The organism is Citrobacter sp. Marseille-Q6884 (genome assembly GCF_945906775.1).
Taxonomy (GTDB): Bacteria; Pseudomonadota; Gammaproteobacteria; order Enterobacterales; family Enterobacteriaceae; genus Citrobacter.
In genome coordinates this window covers 370,251-391,927 of sequence record NZ_CAMDRE010000002.1, presented here as the reverse complement: position 1 = coordinate 391,927, position 21,677 = coordinate 370,251, and the positions used below count along the sequence as shown (strand labels likewise).

General features: G+C 43.8%; 21 protein-coding genes. 2 read left to right on the top strand and 19 right to left on the bottom strand.

Going from position 1 to position 21,677, the window contains the following annotated elements:
• Positions 1-103: 103 nt before the first annotated feature.
• From N7268_RS16885 to pdxB, 4 genes are all read right to left on the bottom strand, one after another.
• Positions 104-763, bottom strand: a complete 660-nt coding sequence (locus tag N7268_RS16885; RefSeq protein ID WP_198903484.1) for a DedA family protein — start codon at positions 761-763, stop codon at positions 104-106.
• Between the two features lie 79 nt (positions 764-842).
• Positions 843-1,655, bottom strand: coding sequence for a tRNA pseudouridine(38-40) synthase TruA (gene truA, locus N7268_RS16880; RefSeq protein WP_260863788.1), 813 nt, complete (start codon positions 1,653-1,655; stop codon positions 843-845).
• Positions 1,655-2,668 carry an aspartate-semialdehyde dehydrogenase gene (locus tag N7268_RS16875; protein ID WP_260863787.1) on the bottom strand — a complete coding sequence of 338 codons (1,014 nt, stop codon included), beginning with the start codon at positions 2,666-2,668 and terminating at the stop codon, positions 1,655-1,657. Before N7268_RS16875 ends, truA begins: the two co-directional genes overlap by 1 nt.
• 67 nt (positions 2,669-2,735) lie before the next feature.
• A complete protein-coding gene (pdxB, locus tag N7268_RS16870; protein WP_260863786.1) occupies positions 2,736-3,872 on the bottom strand; it encodes a 4-phosphoerythronate dehydrogenase PdxB in 1,137 nt (378 codons plus the stop codon).
• A gap of 108 nt (positions 3,873-3,980) precedes the next feature.
• Here pdxB and flk point away from each other — a divergent pair, with 108 nt between their 5' ends.
• Positions 3,981-4,982: a flagella biosynthesis regulator Flk gene (gene flk, locus N7268_RS16865; protein ID WP_260864690.1), complete on the top strand. Its 1,002-nt coding sequence runs from the start codon at positions 3,981-3,983 to the stop codon at positions 4,980-4,982.
• Here the strand turns inward: flk and N7268_RS16860 are convergent.
• Together N7268_RS16860 and fabB are read right to left on the bottom strand one after the other, a co-directional pair.
• The gene (locus N7268_RS16860) at positions 4,979-6,157 is read right to left on the bottom strand and encodes an MFS transporter (RefSeq protein WP_260863785.1); all 1,179 of its coding nucleotides are present in this window, start codon (positions 6,155-6,157) and stop codon (positions 4,979-4,981) included. The genes flk and N7268_RS16860 overlap by 4 nt on opposite strands.
• 240 nt (positions 6,158-6,397) lie before the next feature.
• Positions 6,398-7,618 (bottom strand): beta-ketoacyl-ACP synthase I, encoded by a 1,221-nt coding sequence (gene fabB, locus N7268_RS16855; protein ID WP_260863784.1) that lies wholly within the window; start codon positions 7,616-7,618, stop codon positions 6,398-6,400.
• A gap of 159 nt (positions 7,619-7,777) precedes the next feature.
• Here fabB and mnmC point away from each other — a divergent pair, with 159 nt between their 5' ends.
• Entirely contained in the window at positions 7,778-9,793 is a 2,016-nt protein-coding gene (gene mnmC, locus N7268_RS16850) for a bifunctional tRNA (5-methylaminomethyl-2-thiouridine)(34)-methyltransferase MnmD/FAD-dependent 5-carboxymethylaminomethyl-2-thiouridine(34) oxidoreductase MnmC (RefSeq protein ID WP_260863783.1), read from the top strand.
• Positions 9,794-9,844: 51 nt separating this feature from the next.
• Here the strand turns inward: mnmC and N7268_RS16845 are convergent, their stop codons facing one another.
• The 13 genes from N7268_RS16845 to N7268_RS16785 form a co-directional block, all read right to left on the bottom strand.
• Positions 9,845-12,283, bottom strand: coding sequence for a sulfatase-like hydrolase/transferase (locus tag N7268_RS16845; RefSeq protein WP_260863782.1), 2,439 nt, complete (start codon positions 12,281-12,283; stop codon positions 9,845-9,847).
• A gap of 226 nt (positions 12,284-12,509) precedes the next feature.
• Positions 12,510-12,869, bottom strand: coding sequence for a hypothetical protein (locus N7268_RS16840; RefSeq protein WP_260863781.1), 360 nt, complete (start codon positions 12,867-12,869; stop codon positions 12,510-12,512).
• A 37-nt stretch (positions 12,870-12,906) separates the two neighbouring features.
• Entirely contained in the window at positions 12,907-13,440 is a 534-nt protein-coding gene (locus tag N7268_RS16835) for a GTP-binding protein (protein ID WP_260863780.1), read from the bottom strand.
• A 256-nt stretch (positions 13,441-13,696) separates the two neighbouring features.
• Positions 13,697-14,350, bottom strand: coding sequence for a lytic transglycosylase domain-containing protein (locus tag N7268_RS16830; protein WP_260863779.1), 654 nt, complete (start codon positions 14,348-14,350; stop codon positions 13,697-13,699).
• A gap of 15 nt (positions 14,351-14,365) precedes the next feature.
• Positions 14,366-16,258: a pilus assembly protein gene (locus N7268_RS16825; RefSeq protein ID WP_260863778.1), complete on the bottom strand. Its 1,893-nt coding sequence runs from the start codon at positions 16,256-16,258 to the stop codon at positions 14,366-14,368.
• A gap of 29 nt (positions 16,259-16,287) precedes the next feature.
• Positions 16,288-16,893, bottom strand: coding sequence for a tight adherence pilus pseudopilin TadF (tadF, locus tag N7268_RS16820; protein WP_260863777.1), 606 nt, complete (start codon positions 16,891-16,893; stop codon positions 16,288-16,290).
• Between the two features lie 16 nt (positions 16,894-16,909).
• Positions 16,910-17,407: a TadE/TadG family type IV pilus assembly protein gene (locus N7268_RS16815; RefSeq protein ID WP_260863776.1), complete on the bottom strand. Its 498-nt coding sequence runs from the start codon at positions 17,405-17,407 to the stop codon at positions 16,910-16,912.
• Between the two features lies 1 nt (position 17,408).
• Complete coding sequence (locus tag N7268_RS16810; RefSeq protein WP_260863775.1) at positions 17,409-17,831, bottom strand: prepilin peptidase; 423 nt, start codon at positions 17,829-17,831, stop codon at positions 17,409-17,411.
• A gap of 72 nt (positions 17,832-17,903) precedes the next feature.
• Entirely contained in the window at positions 17,904-18,401 is a 498-nt protein-coding gene (locus N7268_RS16805) for a hypothetical protein (RefSeq protein WP_260863774.1), read from the bottom strand.
• 17 nt (positions 18,402-18,418) lie between these two features.
• Positions 18,419-18,961 carry a roadblock/LC7 domain-containing protein gene (locus tag N7268_RS16800; protein WP_260863773.1) on the bottom strand — a complete coding sequence of 181 codons (543 nt, stop codon included), beginning with the start codon at positions 18,959-18,961 and terminating at the stop codon, positions 18,419-18,421.
• A gap of 85 nt (positions 18,962-19,046) precedes the next feature.
• Positions 19,047-19,406 carry a hypothetical protein gene (locus N7268_RS16795; protein WP_260863772.1) on the bottom strand — a complete coding sequence of 120 codons (360 nt, stop codon included), beginning with the start codon at positions 19,404-19,406 and terminating at the stop codon, positions 19,047-19,049.
• A 112-nt stretch (positions 19,407-19,518) separates the two neighbouring features.
• Positions 19,519-20,826 (bottom strand): tetratricopeptide repeat protein, encoded by a 1,308-nt coding sequence (locus N7268_RS16790; protein WP_260863771.1) that lies wholly within the window; start codon positions 20,824-20,826, stop codon positions 19,519-19,521.
• On the bottom strand, positions 20,820-21,677 hold the full coding sequence (locus N7268_RS16785) for a type II secretion system F family protein (RefSeq protein ID WP_260863770.1): 858 nt from the start codon (positions 21,675-21,677) through the stop codon (positions 20,820-20,822). Before N7268_RS16785 ends, N7268_RS16790 begins: the two co-directional genes overlap by 7 nt.

The following is a 21,677-nucleotide window of genomic DNA, read 5'->3' as shown; positions in this document are numbered from 1 at the left end:
GCATAATGCCATTTTTGCCCCTAACAGACCATGAATGTTGCACATTAAAACATAACAGCCCGAAACTTTGGATAAAAAAGTGGTCGAACCGCTGAGTTACTTTCTATTTTGCAGCGCGTGACGCAGCACGTCTGTGACGAATCACTTCAATAACACCTGGCAATACAGAGAGGACGATAATCGCCACAATCAATAATTTCAGGTTTTCCTGAACCACCGGCAGATCGCCAAACAGATAGCCGGCGTAGGTAAACAGCAATACCCACAGCAGCGCCCCGGCAACGTTATACATCGCAAAATGACGGTAGGACATATGCCCCATACCTGCAACAAATGGCGCAAATGTACGAACGATAGGGACAAAGCGCGCCAAAATAATCGTTTTGCCGCCATGACGTTCGTAGAACGCATGGGTTTTATCCAGGTAGCTACGGCGGAAAATTTTAGAGTTCGGATTGCTGAAGAGTTTTTCACCAAACAACCGACCAATCGTGTAGTTCACCGCATCGCCCACTATCGCCGCCACAATCATTAGCGCCACCATCAGATGGACATTCAAATCATTGCCTGGCAACGCAGAAAGCGCGCCTGCGACGAATAACAGCGAATCGCCAGGCAGAAACGGCGTTACCACCAATCCGGTTTCACAAAACAGAATCAGAAACAGAATGGCGTATACCCAAACACCGTATTCCGCGACCAGCTCAGCCAGGTGCACATCAATGTGCAGGATAAAATCGATGAGAAAATAAATCAGGTCCATATTTATGCCTTTTACTCTTCATCTTTCAGGATGCCGGTTCGTATGCTGCAGCCTGACCGATGTTGAGTACATTTTTGAATTAGTCCGCCAGGAACAGCGGGCCCATTGGCGGTTTTGGCAGGTCAAACCGGTCAGGATAATCCACCGCAACCAGATACAAACCTTCCGCTTTCGCCGTTGCCGCTGCCAGCGTTCTGTCCTTCGCCGCTAACAACTCTGCTATCCAGCTCTCCGGCTGGTTGTGGGCACCTACTTCCATCAGGCTGCCGACAATATTCCTGACCATATGATGTACAAAGGCATTTGCTTTGATATCGACCACCACATACGGGCCGTGACGCGTGACGTTGATGTGCATCACGTTGCGCCATGGCGTGCGCGACTGGCACTGTACTGCCCGAAACGAGGTAAAATCATTTTCACCAATCAGGCATTGAGCCGCACGATGCATACGCTCAGCATCCAGAGACTCATAGTAATGCGTGACGCCTTTACCTAAAACCGCAGGACGCAACCGATGATTGTAGATGATGTAGCGATAACGGCGAGCCGTCGCGCTAAATCGGGCATGAAAATCATCGGGAACCGCTTTCACCCAACGCACGGCAATGTCGTCAGGCAAATTTGCATTTACCCCCAACGTCCATGCCGCATCTTTACGCTGCGCGGTGGTCTCAAAATGAACCACTTGTCCCGTACCATGAACGCCTGCATCTGTACGCCCGGCACAAAAGACATTAATGCGCTCATTGGCGACCTGTGAAAGCGCTTTTTCCAGCTTTTCCTGAACGCTACGCACCTCGTTCTGACGCTGCCAGCCATAATATTTGCTGCCATCGTATTCAATGCCCAGCGCAATTTTATGTACAGGCGGCTGTTGCAGGTCTGACATCAGTACAGATACTCCTGCACCAGTTTTTCAGCAATTTTTACCGCCATCAACGCGCCGCCAAAGCGCACATTGTCAGCAACAGACCAGAACTGAACCTGTTCCGGCATGCCGTAATCATTATGCACACAGCCAACAGAAAGATGCGGTGAACCAGAAGCATCACCCACCTGGGTTGGATAATCGGTCGCTTCTGACAGCACGATATCTTCGCCACGCTCAAACGCATCGCGCGCTTCTTCTGCCGCCAGCGGGCGCAGTGCTTCAAAGTTCACCATCTGCGCGTGACCGTAAAACACCGGTGACTGCACAATGCTTGCGGAGATCATCAGTCCATCGTCCTGCATGATTTTACGCACTTCATCGACGATCCGACGCTCTTCACGCACGCTGCCTTCGCGATCTGGCAATAACGGCAGCATATTGAACGCCAGTTGGCGGCCAAAGAAATCGTTGTCGTCGATCGGCATACCGTTAAGCAGTTTTGCACTCTGCCCTGCCAAGGCATCTACGGCTTTTTTACCGTGCGTGGAAGCAGAGATAATATTGGTCACCGAAATACGCGCAACGCCGCCGTCATCAATAAGCGGTTTCAGCGCAGACAGCAGTTGGCTGGTCAGGCTATTGGGTACCGCAATGACATTACGGTTGCGGTAATCAGCCAGCACGAACGGGTTAACGTCCGGTACCACCAGCGGAACATCTGGCTCAAGAGCAAATAGACCGCTGCTGTCAATCACCAGACAACCTACATTGGTGGCTTCTTCTACCCAGGCAGCGGTAGCTTCCGCACCCGCAACAAAAAATGCCAGTTGCGCCTGTGTCCAGTCAAAGTCAGCAACATCCTGAACAATGATCGATTTACCGCTAAAACGCAGGTGTTCACCCGCACTTTCATTACGTGCCAGCGCATAAATCTCACCGACCGGGAACTGGCGTTCCGCCAGTGTATCGAGCAGGGCTTCGCCGACGGCGCCCGTGGCCCCCAGAATGGCAATATTCCAGCCTTCAGACATGGTGATTTACTCCAGAAATACATAAGCGTCCCTGTCGCATTATTCGACAGGGAGCATTAAGAAGACATTAATGTGCCGGGTGATGAACGGCGTTAAAACCCAGCTTACACAACAAGGTAGCTGCAGCAGCATCGTCACACATTACGTATAGAGACGACCATTCACGGCGCTCAATATAGTTTTTACGCAGTTTATCAAATTCACCCGGAATTCCAGCGACTTTACGCAGTGGCGCATCATCGCGGCGCACATCATACACTAAATGCACCAGCCTTTTCAGCGTCGGCTGATCTAACGGACCATGCAATGTAATACGACCGAATTCCGGCGCAGGCAACAGCGTGTTCAATGCCACGTGCTGTTCGCGACCAATAAACTTGCTATAGGCCTCAAAGACCTGAGTGGTGCCGCGCGCTTTCCCTTCCAGGGTATAACCGGCAATGTGTGCCGTACCAATATCCGCTTTCTCCAGTAGCGCCACATTCAGATCCGGCTCGCCTTCCCAGACATCCAGCACAACGCTCAACGACTGCCCGGCATTAAGTCGATTCAGTAACGCGGTATTATCAATGACCGGCCCACGGCAGGCATTAATCAGGATGGTTCCTGGTTTCAGTCGGCTTATGAGCGCCTCGTCAGCCAAATGCAACGTTTTGTACGGACCGTCTTTAAACAACGGCGTATGAAAGGTCAGCACATCGGCTTGCTCAACCAGTGCTTCCAGCGAGCGAAAATCGCCCTCGTCACCCCGATCGGCTCGCGGTGGATCGCAAAGTAACGTGCGGATCCCCAACGCTTCCAGTCGGGCCTGCAAACGCGCGCCCACGTTGCCAACGCCTACGATGCCTACTGTACGATCGCGTAACGCGAAACCGTCGCGTTCCGCCAGCATTAACAGTGCGGAAAAGACATATTCAACAACCGCAATGGCGTTACATCCGGGCGCTGCGGAGAAACCAATCCCCGACTGCGCAAGCCAGGCGTCATCCACATGGTCCGTACCGGCAGTTGCAGTCCCCACAAACTTAACCGGTTTTCCGCTCAGCAGGGATTCGTTGACTTTCGTCACCGAGCGCACCATTAACGCATCCGCATCATCCAGTTCTGAGACGGGAATCGGACGACCGGGAACCGCTTTGACCTCCCCCAAACGACTGAACAGTTCGCGGGCATAGGGCATATTTTCATCAACGAGAATTTTCACGTCTTTCGCACCTGTTTGAGAACGAGAGTTAACCGGGCAAGTGTGCCATAATCTCGCCGCCAGGCATACTGCGAGACCTGGTTCGCTTTGATTTAAGGAATAGAGATGATGCAGCCCATTTCTGGTACTCCAGCCCGCCCTCCCGGTGAAGGCCAACATGCCTCTTCTGTGGCGGGTGAACAACCGTTATCCACGCAGCAACGTACCGTGCTGGAACGGCTTATTACTCGTCTGATTTCGCTCACCCAGCAGCAGAGTGCCGAAGTGTGGGCCGGGATGAAGCACGATCTTGGCGTGAAAAGCGATACGCCGCTGCAATCGCGCCATTTTCCCGCCGCAGAACAAAATCTGACCCAACGACTTAGCGTTGCTCAGCAGAATCACGCCAATCGCCAGGTGTTGTCGCAACTCACCGAGTTACTCAGCCAGGGAAATAACCGCCAGGCCGTGAGCGATTTTATCCGTCAACAGTATGGGCAAACGGCGCTCAGCCAGCTCACACCGGAGCAGTTGAAAAATGTGCTGACGCTTCTGCAACAAGGGCAACTTTCTATTCCGCAGCCACAGCAGCGTCCGGCGACCGATCGCCCCTTACTGCCTGCCGAGCACAACACACTGAATCAACTGGTCACCAGGCTGGCTGCCGCTACCGGGGAATCCGGTAAGCTTATCTGGCAATCCATGCTGGAGCTGTCAGGCGTGAAGAGCGGTGAGCTGATCCCGGCAAAGCAATTCACCCATTTGGTCACCTGGCTGCAAGCGCGGCAAACGCTGAGCCTGCAAAATGCCCCAACGCTGCAAACACTACAGGCAGCGCTGAAGCAGCCGTTAGAGCCTAATGAATTTGCCGCAATCAAAGACTACGCGCAGCAGACATATCAGATCCAGCCTCACACGATTCTGACAACGGTTCAGGTGCAGGATCTGCTGAATCAAATCTTCCTGCGTCGCGTAGAGCGGGATCGTGAGTCAAATGATCCGCGCCATCTTCAGCCTATTTACAGCCCGTTCACGCCGGTGATTGAAACCGTTAAATCGCTGTCGGCACGACCGGGGCTGCTGTTTGTGGCATTAATGATTGCTTTAGTAGTTTTCTGGCTCGTTGTTTAGCCTTTTCTCAAAGCAAGCAGCGTCACGATAATACCCACCACCGCGGAAATCGCCCCAGCAAGAAATACCGAGGGATAGCCGTACGCGGTGGCCAGCACGCCCGCGAGAGGACCGCTTACGCCGTAAGAGATATCCTGAAATGCAGCATATCCTCCCAACGCCGTGCCCCGCACCTGAGCGGGAACACGTTTCACAACTTCCACTCCCAGCGCAGGGAAAATCAACGAACACCCTGCCCCGGTTAACGCCGCGCCCAATAACGCAATCCAGGCCGTCGGCGCCAGCCAGAGAAGGATCAATCCGGCGGTTTCAACCAACAGGGAAACAATGGCTACTTTGACCCCGCCAAACCGGTCCGGCATCCAACCGAACAGGATACGCATCAACACAAAAGCGCCACCAAACGCGGTCAGGGTGAAACCGGCCATCGCCCAGCCTTTGCTGGCAAAGTAGAGTGAAATAAACGTACCGATAACCGCGAATCCAACGCCTTGTAACGCCAGACCCAGACCCGGTTTCCAGATGAGCCCGACCACGCTCCATAACGACGGGCGTTCTCCCGCATGGGCCGGTACTTTACGTACGGTGCCATTAAATGCCCACGCCAGCAGCGGTAAAACCATCGTCGTTCCTGCCAACGCGGCAAATCCAAAATGACTGTGGATAATCAGGCCCAGCGGCGCGCCAGCAGCCAGTGCGCCATAAATTGCCATCCCGTTCCACGACATCACCTTGCCAGAACGCATGGGGCCTACCAGCCCCATTCCCCAGGTCAGCGTACCAGTCAACAACTGACTTTCGCCAAAACCCAGGATTAAACGTCCCACAATCAACAGTGCAAATTTAACGGGAATCGAGACAGGCAATAGCGCAGCCAATAGCCATGCAGCGCCTGCCAGAGCACAGGCGAACATGCCCTGTAGCGCTGAGCGCTTAGCGCCATATTGATCGGCCAGGCGACCGGCATAGCCTCGCGTTAATACCGTCGCCAGAAACTGAATGCCCACGGCAATGCCGACCATGGTATTGCCATAGCCCAGCTCATGGTGCACGAACAGGGGGATTACAGGTAAGGGTAAACCGACCGTCATATAGGTCAGGAAAACGGCAAAAGCGATACGAAAGAGCGAAACGTTCGCCGAAGGTGTTTTTTCTTTTTGGGTTACTGCTGTCATGCGTTACTCCAGAATGCAGAGTAAGGCGAGGAAATGCCACGCCCCCTCTACCTGACTATCAGGATTAAGGTGCGTTGGATAACGTTAAACGCTTACGCATTATCATGAGGATAATGTTGAACGCGGAGTCTGCCTGTAAATTGGACCTGTTGTCAACGCCATAAAAAAGGGAGCCATTCGGCTCCCTTTTGACCTGATTAGCGAAACGCCATCAGTCAATGACGGATGTCAGTGTCAAACTCAGGCTTTCAGCTTACGCATAACCAGCGTGGCGTTAGTACCGCCGAAGCCGAAGCTGTTGGACATCACGGTGGTCAGCGCTTGCTCTGTCGGTTTGGTGACGATGTTCAGACCAGCAGCCTGCTCGTCCAGCTCTTCAATGTTGATGCTCGGCGCGATAAAACCGTGCTCCAGCATCAACAGCGAGTAGATAGCTTCCTGAACGCCAGCCGCACCCAGAGAGTGACCGGTCATCGCTTTGGTTGCAGAGATTGCAGGGCTGTTGTCGCCGAAGACTTCACGGATTGCACCCAGTTCTTTCACGTCGCCTACAGGAGTAGACGTACCGTGAGAGTTCAGGTAATCAATCGGGGTATCAACACCCTGCATAGCCATCTGCATGCAGCGTGCAGCGCCTTCACCTGACGGAGCAACCATATCTGCACCATCGGATGTTGCGCCGTAACCGACGATTTCCGCATAGATATGCGCACCACGTGCCAGAGCATGTTCCAGCTCTTCAACAACAACCATACCGCCGCCGCCAGCGATAACAAAACCGTCGCGGTTAGCATCATAGGTACGGGAAGCTTTGTCCGGGGAATCATTGTATTTGGTAGACAGCGCGCCCATTGCGTCGAATTCGCACGCCATTTCCCAGCACAGCTCTTCGCCGCCGCCAGCAAAAACGATGTCCTGTTTGCCCAGCTGAATTTGTTCAACAGCGTTGCCGATACAGTGTGCAGATGTCGCGCAGGCAGAGCTAATGGAGTAGTTTACGCCATGGATTTTGAACGGCGTTGCGAGGCAGGCAGAAACACCGGATGCCATCGCTTTAGTGACCACATACGGGCCAACCGCTTTCAGACCACGTGGGCTACGCATTGCGTCAGCACCAAACACCTGAAAACGCGGGGAACCGCCGCCGGAACCTGCAATCAGGCCAACGCGCGGGTTGTTCTGGTAAACTTCTGCAGAGAGGCCGGCATCAGCAACGGCCTGCTCCATAGAAAGGAATGCATAGATGGATGCGTCGCTCATAAAGCGCACAACTTTGCGGTCAATGAGGCCAGTGGTATCCAGTTTTACGTTGCCCCAAACGTGGCTACGCATGCCGGAGTCCTTCAGCTCCTGAGAGAAAGTGATCCCTGAACGTCCTTCACGCAGAGATGCCAGGACTTCCTGCTGGTTATTACCGATGCTGGAAACGATGCCCAAGCCAGTAATCACTGCACGTTTCATTCAATACCTCTGTAAGTCGCACTATTTTAAAGTTTCGAGTGGCACAATAGCGTACACTTGTACGCCGAACAAGTCCGATCAGCCAATTTATGTGGAAATTTGCGCAGCCAGGCACTCATCGCTAAGATCGGGGCACAGCCTGCCAGACGAGTAACTTACGTGAAACAATACGCTATACAACCCGCCAACCTCGAATTCAATGCTGAGGGTACACCTGTTTCCCGAGATTTTGATGATGTCTATTTTTCTAACGATAACGGACTAGAAGAAACCCGTTACGTCTTTCTCGGTGGAAACCATCTTGCAGAGCGATTTCCAACGCATTCACGCCAATTATTTGTGGTCGCAGAAAGCGGGTTTGGTACCGGGCTTAACTTCCTGACTCTCTGGCAGGCATTTACAGACTTTCGCAACACACACCCTGACGCGTCCCTGAAAAGATTGCATTTCATCAGCTTTGAAAAATTCCCGCTCACGCGCGACGATCTGACATTAGCCCATCAGCACTGGCCTGAACTTGCCCCGTGGGCTGAACGATTACAAGCCCAATGGCCACTACCTCTCGCGGGCTGCCATCGACTGTTGCTTGATGAAGGACGGGTTACACTGGACTTGTGGTTTGGCGATATTAACGATCTCACCAGTAAACTGGATGAATCCCTGAACAAACAGGTCGATGCCTGGTTTCTGGACGGTTTCGCGCCGTCTAAAAATCCGGATATGTGGAACCCAACGTTATTTAACGCAATGGCTCAACTGGCCCGACCGGGTGGTACGCTGGCGACCTTCACATCGGCAGGCTTTGTCCGTCGAGGGCTGCAGGAAGCCGGATTTACGATGCGGAAATGCAAAGGTTTTGGGCGAAAACGAGAGATGTTGTGCGGTGTGATGGAGCAACATATTGCCCCGCCCTCACCCATGCCCTGGTTTGCACGCTCAGGCACTGAGAAACGAGATGTGGCGATAATCGGAGGGGGTATTTCCAGCGCCTTACTCTCGCTGGCTCTGTTACGTCGTGGCTGGCAGGTTACGCTCTATTGCGCTAACGAAAAGCCAGCGCAAGGAGCATCTGGCAATCGTCAGGGGGCGCTCTATCCTCTGCTCAGTAAACATGATGCCGCTATCAATCTTTTTTTCCCCACCGCATTTACCTTTGCTCGCCGTCTGTATGATGCCCTGCCGGTAGATTATGCACATGACTGGAGCGGCGTCACTCAGCTCGCGTGGGACGAAAAAAGTCAGCAGAAAATCGCCCATATGTTGTCGCTAGAATTACCCGACGCACTCGCTGTCGCCGTTGACGCAGCACAGGTTGAGCAAAACACTGGCGTAGCGACAGGCTGCGGCGGTATTTACTATCCTACAGGGGGCTGGTTATGCCCAGCAGAGTTAACGACGGCCGTACTAGAACATGCCGAAGCGTTGGGATTAAGAACACAATACCTGCACACGCTGGAATCTTTGTCCCAACAGCAGGAAAACTGGCAATTACAGTTTGCTACTGGCGAAACAACTGAACACGAAGTGGTGGTTCTGACTAATGGTCACCTTATTAATCGCTTTAGTCAGACACTGCCGTTACCTGTTTACTCGGTCGGCGGCCAGGTCAGTCATATTCCCACCACACCTTCGCTTTCAGCCTTACGTCAGGTGCTGTGCTACGATGGCTACCTCACGCCGCAGAATCCACTGAATCAGCAGCACTGCATAGGTGCCAGTTATCATCGCGGGTGTGAAGAAACGCGTTATCGCGAAGACGATCAGCAACAAAACCGCCAACGTTTAATCGACTGTTTCCCACATGCCGAATGGGCAAAAGAGGTGGATGTCAGTGAGCAGGCGGCACGCAGTGGAGTCCGCTGTGCCACTCGCGATCACCTGCCGATGGTCGGTAATGTACCGGATTATGACGCAACGCTCAGTCAGTATGCACATCTGGCAGAGTCCAAAGAAAATACCACGAGCGCACCGGTATACCGTGACTTATTTATGCTGGGTGCATTAGGTTCACGTGGACTCTGTTCTGCCCCACTGTGCGCAGAAATTCTTGCTGCACAAATGAGCAATGAACCCGTGCCGATGGATGCAGAAACTCTTGCGGCACTCAATCCGAATCGACTCTGGGTGAGAAAATTATTGAAGGGAAAAGCCGTCATCCGGCCTGTTAATGGTTAATAAATCCCGGGTACGACTACGTACCCGGCACACAATTTAAAAAATACTAATCTACTTATCGTTAACCGTAACTTTAAGACCAATCATCTGATCGGCCTGACCAGCATTTTCATATTTGATATTGAAATCAGGATCCGTGATGGCAATGTAGGGTGTACCTACTGTAAGCCTGCTTAGATTCTGTAGGTGCAAATCGACAGGTGGATTCAGAATCCCCTCCTGACATTTAACGTCCACTGTACCGATGACGATATAAAACAGGGGTTTATATGCATTATCTAGCGGCGAATTTTTAATCAGCGACTTAATTTGCAAAGGCGCAGCGGTTTTATCGCACACTGAAAGCGGCCCCAGATTCTCAACGTAAGTAGTCACCCCTGTATTTGACTGCGACTCATATACGATACGAGCAAGCGTCAGCCCAGATTCTGCTACCTCGGTACCTGAAATAGCAGATTTCTTGATAGCTGAATCAGACCCAGACGCCAATAATTCATTCGACGGGAAAATTGATGTGCTCTCCGATAGCAAGTGCAATGTATCCCAACGAATAAGGTTCAAATTCTGAAGTTTCTGACGATAGTTTTTTGCCTGCTCGACAGAGAAATCCGTACCAACCTCATTTTGGATAATGAGATTCCCTCCCCCTGTTGATACCAATCCTGACGTTGAATGCTTCGATGACAGTGAACCGTTGTAAAAACAATATTGCTGATCAAACTTACGTAAATCTCGATTAAGGGTTGATAGGGTACGGCATGTGTCAACCCATAAAAATAGCTGATTATTACTTATTCCATTAGCCAAATAATATGCCGGAAGGTAAAGATTATCTTCGCTGGCTTCGGGGTGTTCGTTGCCATAATAGATTTCCTCTATTTTCCCGGTTGGTGTATAGCGGATTAAGGAAGGATACTTTATTTTGTCATCACCGATGTATATCTGCCGGGACTGAGAATCAAGAGTGATATTACCTTTGAATTCAGGATACCCCCAAAATGACATATCTATCACTGTCCGCCATGCAAATAGCTTTTTATCTCTTCGGTTTTGAGAAGTTAATCTTTCCGCCAAGGTAGGTAAATTGCCATTCAAATCACGTCCAAGCGCAATAGGGTGCGAACCAAATTGTAAATAATTGAGTAGTGTCGGAGAGATATCAAGTGTAGTTCCTGTACGATTATTCTGTCCTGGTGTAACCCCTGCACCTGTAATCATCAGTAAATTATGACGTTCAACTTTATTAAGGGTATCATACGTTTTTACCATTACAGGAGCTAAATGATCTGATGCAAAAACGATGACGGTATCGTTCAGCACACCTTCATCTTTTAGTTTTTTATAGAGTTGCCCAAGTAGCCGATCGGTACAATGAACCGCATTAAGCAGATTATCACTACCGTCACGATATTTAAAATCTTTGCACTGACGAGCCAGAAAACCTTCTGGTTGGTGTGTGCCTATATTGATAGAAAATAATCCCCATGGTTTTTTAGCCTTACGCAAGGCTCTGACACGCTGAATAATCATATCATATAGGGTATCGTCATAAAGCCCCCATTTATTAATATAATTATATCCAACATGTTCTTTTAAAAATTCTTTTTTCCCTTGTATATTTGAAAAACCATGACTTGAATAAAATAGGCCTTTACCTGAAAAGTCTTTTTCAGCCCCCCCCATGAATTCCAGATGGTATCCTTTAGATTTCAAAATATCGCCCAGGCATATTGCATTGGGCATAAAGTTATCCATATGAAAATTATTATTTGTAAACAAAGACAATAACGGTAAGCCGCACTGACTGGATACCATCCCGGCTATCGTCCAGTTAGCACCGACTGTTTGACCTACATTGCTGAAGCTAACACTTTCGCTTTCTATCTTATGAAGTTCTGGCAGCAATCCTGGAAATAGCTCTTCATTCATGTAGTTTTTTTCAAGACTCTCCAGATAGAAATAAATAATATTTTTAGGATGTTCGACACTAGTCTGTATCTGAGGTTTAATAAAGTATGTAGAAAAACCCTCAGCATCTTGTGCAAAAAATATATACACAAATAAATTAGAGGAAGCAGGGGCACAAAAGAATGCACAAAAAACCATTACCGCCCCTTCAAAAAGGGGAATCCATTTTATTTTTTGTCTCTGGCTGGAAATGTATTTCCTAATATATTTTACTATAAATACTAAAAACGTTAACTGTAAAGATGCAAACGTAAGCATTAAAAAATAGAAATCACTAAAATCAGCACCTTTAACACCAAATCTTAAATGATAAAATACAGAGTCATCAAAGCCAACACCTGTAAACCAGTCCGATACAAGATATCCACCTGATAGCAAGCTAAAAACAACAGAAATAACAACAACGATCACTGCGATAAAAGTCCCCGCCACTCCGCGTTTAACACACTTAAAGAAAAAGTAAAAAGAAGTGAGATATAATGCAATTGATAAAAATGTCCACACATTATTTCCTAAACTCATGGAACCAGATCCTTTTGGATGAAAAATACAGCTACGAATTCAACTCAACTATAAGAATATAAAAAATGAACACATATATAATGTTACATAAGTGGTAAACTGCAGAGTGAGGGATGAGAATTCTGAATTTAAGGGGGTGTAAAAAATAAAAAGCCAGTGATAAACACCACTGACTTAAAATCTTTAAAAACCTGCAAGTTATAATACTTGCAGGTTAAGCTATAGATTATACAACTAACTGAGATTCAACTTCCTGAACATGGTGACGTGCCAGAGCAAGATTTGCTTTGGATTTATCCAATACATAATAGATAAACAGCCCTGGGTTTTTGTCGATAGGACAAATAATATGATACTGCTTGCCTAATGTAATCAGAATATCATCAATTTTATCATTCAGCTTCAATGTTTCCATTGTTCTGAGTTTCGCACGTACCACTTCAGTGTTGCCAGCAGATGCCAGCTCCAAATTAATACCTGAACCAGCTTGCCCTAACATCATACCACTATTCGAATCAACCACAGATGCAACGATAGCACCAGAAACTTCCATCAGTGAATTCAATGACTCAGTAATATTACTCATGATAAATCCCTTAAAAAATAATGTTCAATTCCTAATTTCACTTAACAAGCATGGTCAACAACTTCAGTACATCCTCCTTATTCCTGATATCTACAGCGATAACAGGAACATCAACTTTATACTTACCCATCAAGTCCAGTAATTCAGTAACCCTGGGTGAATACTCATCTGAATACTTGCTGATACCGATAATACATTTATCAGTAAGAAGTACTTCATGAAAACGATTGATAAAGAAATCTATTTCATCAGAGAAGGCATTACTGGTAATGTCGAATAATATAATCGTTCCGCTCGCGCCTTTATGAATCAGTTCCCATAGAAACTCAAAACGTAGCTGGCCGGGAACACCATATAGCCTGACTCGTGTATTATCATCAAAGCTAAACTCGCCATAATCGATACCGATAGTCACGGTATTTTTGGGTATCAACTGGCTTTTTTCAGATTCTGTGTCCAACGAGGAACGAGGTACTTCTGTACTTACAACAGACACATCACTTACAGTATTTATTGCTGTAGTTTTACCCGCCCCAGTAGGCCCTGCGAATAATATTTTGAATTCATCCATATATAGAGCACCAGTTGTAAAAAAGGAGCACCTTACGCTTATCATCCATCCTGTCTCAGGGAGTAATTATAACCACAAAAAAAATAGAATGACTAGTTAAAAAGATAAAAAATGATATTTATTTATCATGAATTAACAGATTAAATAATACCAAGCAATACATCCCAAAAATAAATATTATTATAGTTAAGACGTCATTTGAAATATATATAAACAATATGAATGAATGTATTTTATCGCTAACATAAAATAACATCTACTCTCCGCGTAGTTGCTTAATTCCCCCTGAAGTAGAGGCTTTTCCATCTAACCTCCTTAAGCGGTGAGCATCAACATCCGAGTACTGAGATTTACGACTCGATGCAGGTTTGCTTTGCGAAGAGAGGCCACTTTTCCTCGTACCTGAAGGGATCACCAAAATTGGAGATACTCCCTCTGCAGTCTTATCGATGTTTACATTTGCGATTCTTTCAACATAGCTGCTCCCCCCTCCTACATCAGCGATAAAACCACGGTTAAAATTACCACTGTAGTAGCAAGAGTACGCCTTCATTCTCGCACTGGCAAAGTCAGACGTTTTAGCCGCACGGTCAAAGCAGTCCTGATAAATTGACGCCGCAGCTCGTAGGTTATGACAAGGTTCAAAGACAGATTCATAATCAAGCCCGAACTTAGACAAGTTATAACGATTGATTTGTCCAAGCCCCATCGAAAAATTCCAACCATTACTTGCTAAATATTGTGCAGTTACAACAGCTTCTTCTTTAGTTTTAGGCTGACGCTGAAGCCTGCCTCCTACGACACCAATTGCAAAGGGGTTAAAGGATGATTCAACGGTGACGATACGTTGAATCACTTCAGTAGCAACTTCAGGCCCACATTGTAAAGCAAGAGCAGGAAAATCGAGCATCAGTCATACCTTCTGCTACTTTTCGTTAGCATTGACATAATCGATTCTGTTTTTAAACATAATATTTCCGATAAGCGCCAATAAAGCATTAAGACTGGTTGCAGTATAACTACGACCTTGCCCAACACACATATTTTGCCACTCCTGAGCTAAATCACGCCCCTCTAGATCATCAGTCAACGATATATAATAAATTTGCGCATCATCCGTCACCGTACCGCTTGGATATTTTTTTAAACCATCAGTAATGACATTGCAAAGGTTATTCTCTGTCATTAATTTTTGACGAAACGATGGATATGAGTCTCTACCATCTGTTATTACAAATATTATTTTTCTTTCATTTTTTCCTTTTGCGATTAATGGGACGGATCGCAATAAACCTGACAATGTGTCTGTATTTCCACCAGGAAGCATCTGATTGAAATCAGATAACAAACTAATGTCATCGGTCAACTCAATTGGGTAGTATGATGGTTTCTGTATTTTTTTTACATCCTCATAAAAGTGGTCAGTATGGGCAACAAATACCTCCATGGGATCTTCAGGAACCAATTGATAAGTTTCCGTATATGCGTAATAACATGAACTTGTAAATGGCGTATTTTGTGGCCTACTTTGGAATGCGACAAAAGATTTTATATTTTTATCGTCAAAAAGATAGTCACCCGAGAGAGTTGCACTAATATCCATAGTTTGTTCGTTAAGAATATTACCATAGATCATATCGAATTGACTAAATTCGAGAAAGGCCGATAATTGACTTTCAAACAAATCAGCATTGGTTGGATTATTGATATCCGACTTTAGGTCCGCATCACAATGAATATTAGCATTATCGACATCTTTCCATACTATATTATCCAATGCAGAACCACTAATGACATTCCCTTTTGAATCGACGATCTTACAATATCCTTTATCTTTTACCAACCAGTTTTTTGCTTTATTACCTGTATAGCCATACGATTTAGCAATAGTGTTAATATACCATAGCCTCAATTCATTATTTGTTTTTTCGACATAACTATCAATAGTTTCTTGCGGAAGAACCTTTCTCTTAAGAATACCTCTTGAATTAAAAAGGTCAGCTTTAAAAAGATTGGAACTAAGCTTATTGTACCAAAATTCCATATCTAGCTTCGCGTAGTCACTTTTCAAAGCACCAATATAACCACATCCTATCTCTTTACTCGAATTACTAGCATAGTTCGTTTTATCTAATACAACAGGAACACCAGTAGAAAAAGGCACTAATCCCATTGTACTTCCATTTTGTAAGTCAAAAACCTGTTTACCAAGCGTCAATACGACTTGTTTCATAACTTGTTCACGAGTTATACTTGGATCGTCTGATGGTTTTTGCATAGAACCTGAAAAATCGACGACAAAAGCATAATCGGTTGGAATTGTCTCCGGGATGGTTGTACGACGGGCTTTACCGGAAAAATTATTACTACTAATAGTCACATTGCTATTAAAAGCAGTACTATCTGCATCATTTCTTTTCATATCAAAAATTGGATGCGATATCTCTTGAGCTGTTACCTGATAATCGACGCCTGTCACACCGGTAGCCTGATCGACATAAGGCGTTGCGATAACGTCTATGTTATTTTGGTCCGGCTGAATATGTGGCAGATAATATGAAAGATAATCAGCAACAAGCTGTTTATTTTCGCTCTGAACGGCTGCATCGCTGGCATTAGGATTATTTTGTACCGCCAATGCATAAACACTTTGATTAATAGCATCATTTAGACGAGAACGCTCAGAATTAAATCTTGCGCCATCAATTGCAACAGAATAAAAACCAATCAGCACAGGAAATACAATTGCGGTAGCTACTGTTACAGCACCACGGTTTTCTTTGATAAACTTCGCAGAGTTCAATTTAATAAAATTCATATATATACACCTGAGCCTCTTTTAAAATATCAAAGGCGGGGAATCGCAACATTTTTTATATACAAGCTAGCTAGTTTTTTATTAAAAATACCCATAAACTGATTAAAATAGCTTACAGCACCAGGCATGCATATCGTAAGTTCGTAAACGGGATACCACATTCCATTAGGATCAGCACTAGCTGGGGGCTGCCCAAAAACGGAAAGACTTCCTAATTGTGTTATATTGGATACATTCATATCTATTTCACAGCCATTTATCTTTTGAGTATTAAATATAGCTTCGGCAAACGAAGGGCGAACACCTGGATCAGGAACTGACCCACTTGCTGGCAATGCTATACGTAGCTCCAATTGATAGGATTTATCAGTTGTCCCCAAAAGCGTGTTAGCTACCTCTTTAATTTGATTAAAATCCAGAGCACTTGGTATAGATCTACCATCATAAAATGCGTTTCTTTCTCGTAAAACAGACATTAATGAATTATTGACTCTTTCCAGTTCACTTTTTTTTATTAAAGAGAAAGTCATATCCATTAAAACCCCACAAATAAGCGTGAAAATAAAAATATAAAATGCAAACTCCACGGCGGCAGAGCCTTTTTCAGATCTGAAATTCTTAATTAACATAGCCATTTTTACCTTAATTATCTTACTGTCTATCCAATTTATGTTCCTGCACTAACACTATTTTCCGCATCATATTATTTTTTACAAAAGCACCAGGAAACATAAAAAATAAAGGCCTATATGGGACTGTAACGCTATAAATAGCTAATTCTCCTGTGGCAGAGGCATCATAACTTTGAGAAACAGGAAAGCACTTACCATCTTTAAGGTGATCAATTGACATGCAGTATTCTATTTTAGTTGTTATCTTTACATTATCACCGACTAATAACAATGCCCAACCTTTTGCCATATCATTAACCATTTGTTCAAAATGACTATCTTTATCAGATGCCTTAGTTGATATTGCCGTTTCAGTGCTGGCCTCAGAAAGGATGAGATCCACTGAAGACATAATATAAATTATTCGACATAGTTCCATAATAAATAAAAGAGAGATAATAAATGGTATCTCCACAAAAGCAAACTCTACCGTCGCAGCACCATCTTCTTTGCTAAATAGCCGCTTCAACTTCCGCATGTTAAATAACTCCCCACATTGCTGCAATATAACCAAATGTAATAGCGATCCCAAAAGGTATAGTTCTGTCTTTCTTCTTAAGAAAAAAATTGCTTAGCATTGTAATTAAAATAGCTAATGGTGAGCCCAAACACCCCATAGCAAAGAAAAACATGGAAATATGATCTTGTGGCATTCCTATCAACAGGGCAACGATAAGCTTTATATCCCCTGCGCCAATAATTCCTACCACAGTTAAAATAAAGCCTATGAGCAAAAATAAGAGAGGAACTAAAACATTAATATTTGAAAAACAGAAAGCTAATCCGCAAGAACTAATAAATATGAGTGAAACAAAATTGTTTTTAATAGTCCTGTAAAGAACATCTGTTACACAAGAAACTGCAAGAAGAGAGAATATAAAGAAAGTTAATATTTGAATCATAATAATTATTTTTATTTAATTAAAAAACATTGCCCTCTACATTTTAAATATAGTGGGCAATATGGCAATATTTTATCGCTTACCTTTTTTTATCTTGCTCTTTTTCATTTTTTTATAAACAGGAATTACAACCGTTTTATATTCAATTAAGGTATCTTTAATTTCAGGCGATTTTTCAATTATAACTTCGCACTCTTTTTCAGTTGATAATTCAATTGATAGTCCAATTAATGATTTAGCAATCATATTAAAATAAAAGGCAATAACTTCAGAAATTTTTTCATCGCGATCATATAGTATAGGTTCAACAGCAATTACCCCAGATGAAATATCAGAACTGGTGAGTTGTATCGCTCGCTCAAAGCAATATTTATTTTTCGCTTGGCTCCCAAGATTATTTTGTTGCTCGATATTATCTTTTACTTGCTTAACTAATTTATATAAAAAAGATAAGCGTTGCGCAGTGATCTTATCTCGACTGTCGATTACTGGGTTTGGGGATATAAAACCACTGATATGGTCAGATGAACATAAGGTAACAACGCAGTCAAACAAAAAAGAATCGTTCATGATACACCCTGGTAATATTAAATATATTTATTACAAATTTCGATCACATTGTCCGAAAGTTTTCGAACACGCCAAAAAATTTGACCTATAGACTCATCTTTACTTGTTACAGCCATCAAGCAAAGCATTTTTTGCTCAACTGGAATTCGATTAAAAAGGATCATGCTGTCGTCGCTCTCCATGAAAACAGCATTTTGCTCCCCCTCTCCAACCTCTTTTAGCATTGCTGAACTAATGCCCAGCAAAGAACTCGTTAAAGCAGATACTTTTCGCACATGTAACTCATAACCAGAAGTCAATAAGGAAGCGACTTCAAACCCATCAGCAGTTGAAATAAGAATATTTTTTAGTATCGCATTTTCTTTCGAAAAAGATTCAAGTTCTAACTTCAGTGCACTAATTAACTCTTCTGGAATATGACTAACAGTGTCATCAGAATCTGCTGCCACAGTAGAAACTTTGTTTTCTTCCTGGTTGCCTGCAGACAAATCCACCACTACTTGTTCGCTCTCTGCAGCTTGTCCATTATTTATATCGAATGGCAATTTATGTAAATCCATAGCAATTCACCAAAACAAATTCATTGACATTGATTGATCTGACTGCGCAGATAATCACCCCATCAGGTTGTATAAAACCAGTTACCTATTTCAGATACATAGTTAACCTTTCATTTAATTTAATACGCGTCAAAGCTATATTTGCCCCTCTGGATATACTAATATAAATAAAATATTTCGCAGTTCTTGAGAGAGGTTTCAATAAATGAATTTCATCGAAATAGGTTATTAAAACATCTTCAATTTCATTTTTCCTTGCTGTTAACCGAGAATATTTCATATTGGATCTTACGACATCACTTAATGTTCTAACCAGAACAGTAGAGCTTTCATCCATATTAATTCCACGAGCAATTTTTTTCTCAACGTTATTAATCACTGCAACTTTACGTACCCCATCAATATCCGACAATTCCTTTAATAGTTTATCTACTTCATTTTCCATATCTACTCCAATACGCTACTTATCCATAAGATAGCTATGGACAAGTGGTAAGGTATGTTGTTGCAGAATTCTTGCGGACTGATAATATGCTAAATAATGTTCTTATTGGCCATCATTTGTATAAAATATCAACAACCAATTTTTCTTTAAATTTACCTTTGACAGAAGAACGTATTATGTTATTTCCCTTTATGCAGGGCAATGTGACAATTCGCAATATGGAGCTACTATTCCCCTGATTGACTATTTCTATTTTCTGAAGTGATGGATGTGACTTCATAATGGCCAACTGAGATTGATAAATATTTTTAGCTGGCTGTGCGGTGAATAGTTCAATTTCTATTTGATTACTCTGCACCTGAGGTAGCATGATATAATTAATAGGATAAGAAGAGTACAAAGCTAATCGTTCACCATTTGTTATAGTGGCTGATGTCATTTTCTCGATAAATTTTGCGTTAGGAATACTTCCTTTAAACTTATCAATATTGCTGTCAGTATTTCTTTCTGAAGAGCAAGGTTGTATCTTTGCATTATTAACATCTTCGGATGCTTTATCATTTCCTGTAGACTGTGAAATCAGCAGGTTACTATTTTGGGGTGCTACTGTCGCTGCCACATTTTCTGTTCGTTGCTCAGAAAGAGTTTTAGTAGATACTGCTACTTGTCCACTCGTTATCTCTTGTTGAGGCATATTAAATTGCTCTCGTGGAGATAATGTTAATAGTGAATTAATTATGGTTTCTGGACTGGATGTTCCAATTTTCTCATCTATAATAATTTTTCTTGCACTTTCAAAGTCGTTTGATTTGACAAGGGCATAAACAAGATTATAAACAGTTTGTGGACGATATTGTTTACGCGAGTATAGTGGCAAGAGATAATTTCTTGCTTTCAAATAATCCTGCTGTAGGATCGCCATCATTGCAAGATTGTTAATAACGATCTCTTCGTTATAAAATAAGCCACGCGCTTTTTCAAAAGATGTAATCGCTTCTGAATATTTACCCTGTTGTGCAAGTAAAACTCCCTGCAAATTCCATAACTCACCACTTTCACCATTTTTTGCAAGCAGCGTACTTATTATCTTAGCTGAATTAGCTTCCTGCCCTAATTCCAGATAGTTTTTGGCTTGCAAAATCAGATACTTTTCATCTTTTTTCTTTTCGACCAAAGGGTCAAGATAAACATTGGAGGAACCAAAGTCTCCTATATTGTGGTAAAGTTCCGATAAGTGATATCGATCATCATCGTTGTCATTCGCACTTAGTTTTTTTCTATAAATTTCAATCAAACCCTGATAATCATTGAGTTGAGTCAGTATATATTCTTTTTGATCATCATCTGATGCATTAGTTAAACCACCTGAACAACCAGTAAGAACAGCAAGCATTAATATGGGAAGAATTTTTTTTACCATGTTGAGCTCATCTTAATCAGGCCCGGACCAGCAACGATTGCGATCAGGGGAAAGAGAATGAATGCAATCATCGGGAATGTCATTTTTGCTGAAAGTGCAGCAACTTTTTCCTCCATAGCAAGTATCTGCATCTGTCTAATTTCTTTCGATAAATCAATCAGTACATTATAAATTGAAGATCCAAATTTTGTACTCTGAAGTAATGCTGAAGATAGCATTCTCATTTCCTCGTTATTTATTTCATCGGATAGTTGCTCCAACGCAGCATTAATACCGCTAACATCAGCTCTTAAAACTGTGCGAATGAGTACTGATGACAGATCTTTGTTAATAACCTCTAATTTATATGCAATATATCCTAGCGACGCTTCTACAGTCATGCCAGATTGGATACATACAGCTAACAAGTCTATTGCGTATGGCACATCGTTGGCTATTCTACGTTTTCTTCTATTTATTACGGCAGCTTGAACTCTAGCCGGAACAATGATAATGAACGAAAGCATACCAAACATTATCATTGTAAATTTTTGTTGATCGTATTCAAAAAAGCCTAAATATATTCCTATCAGGTAAGGAAGTGCCATCACTGCAAATAATGCTGCTTTCACTTTTACGTTTTGATCCAAGGCAGATGCAGCTGAGACAACTTTACTGTTCTTTTTAAAAGTCTTATCCAACTGGGTTTCTACTATAGCACCCGCGCTGGTGAACATATTCTTTTTCTCATCTTTTTTTTCAGAGAAATTTACAAGCTTTTCAACCTTTTGAATACGTCTATGACGGTAAACTAATAACAAGGTACTGCGCATACCTATTATGAAAACCAGAAAAGAGATAGCATATATCAT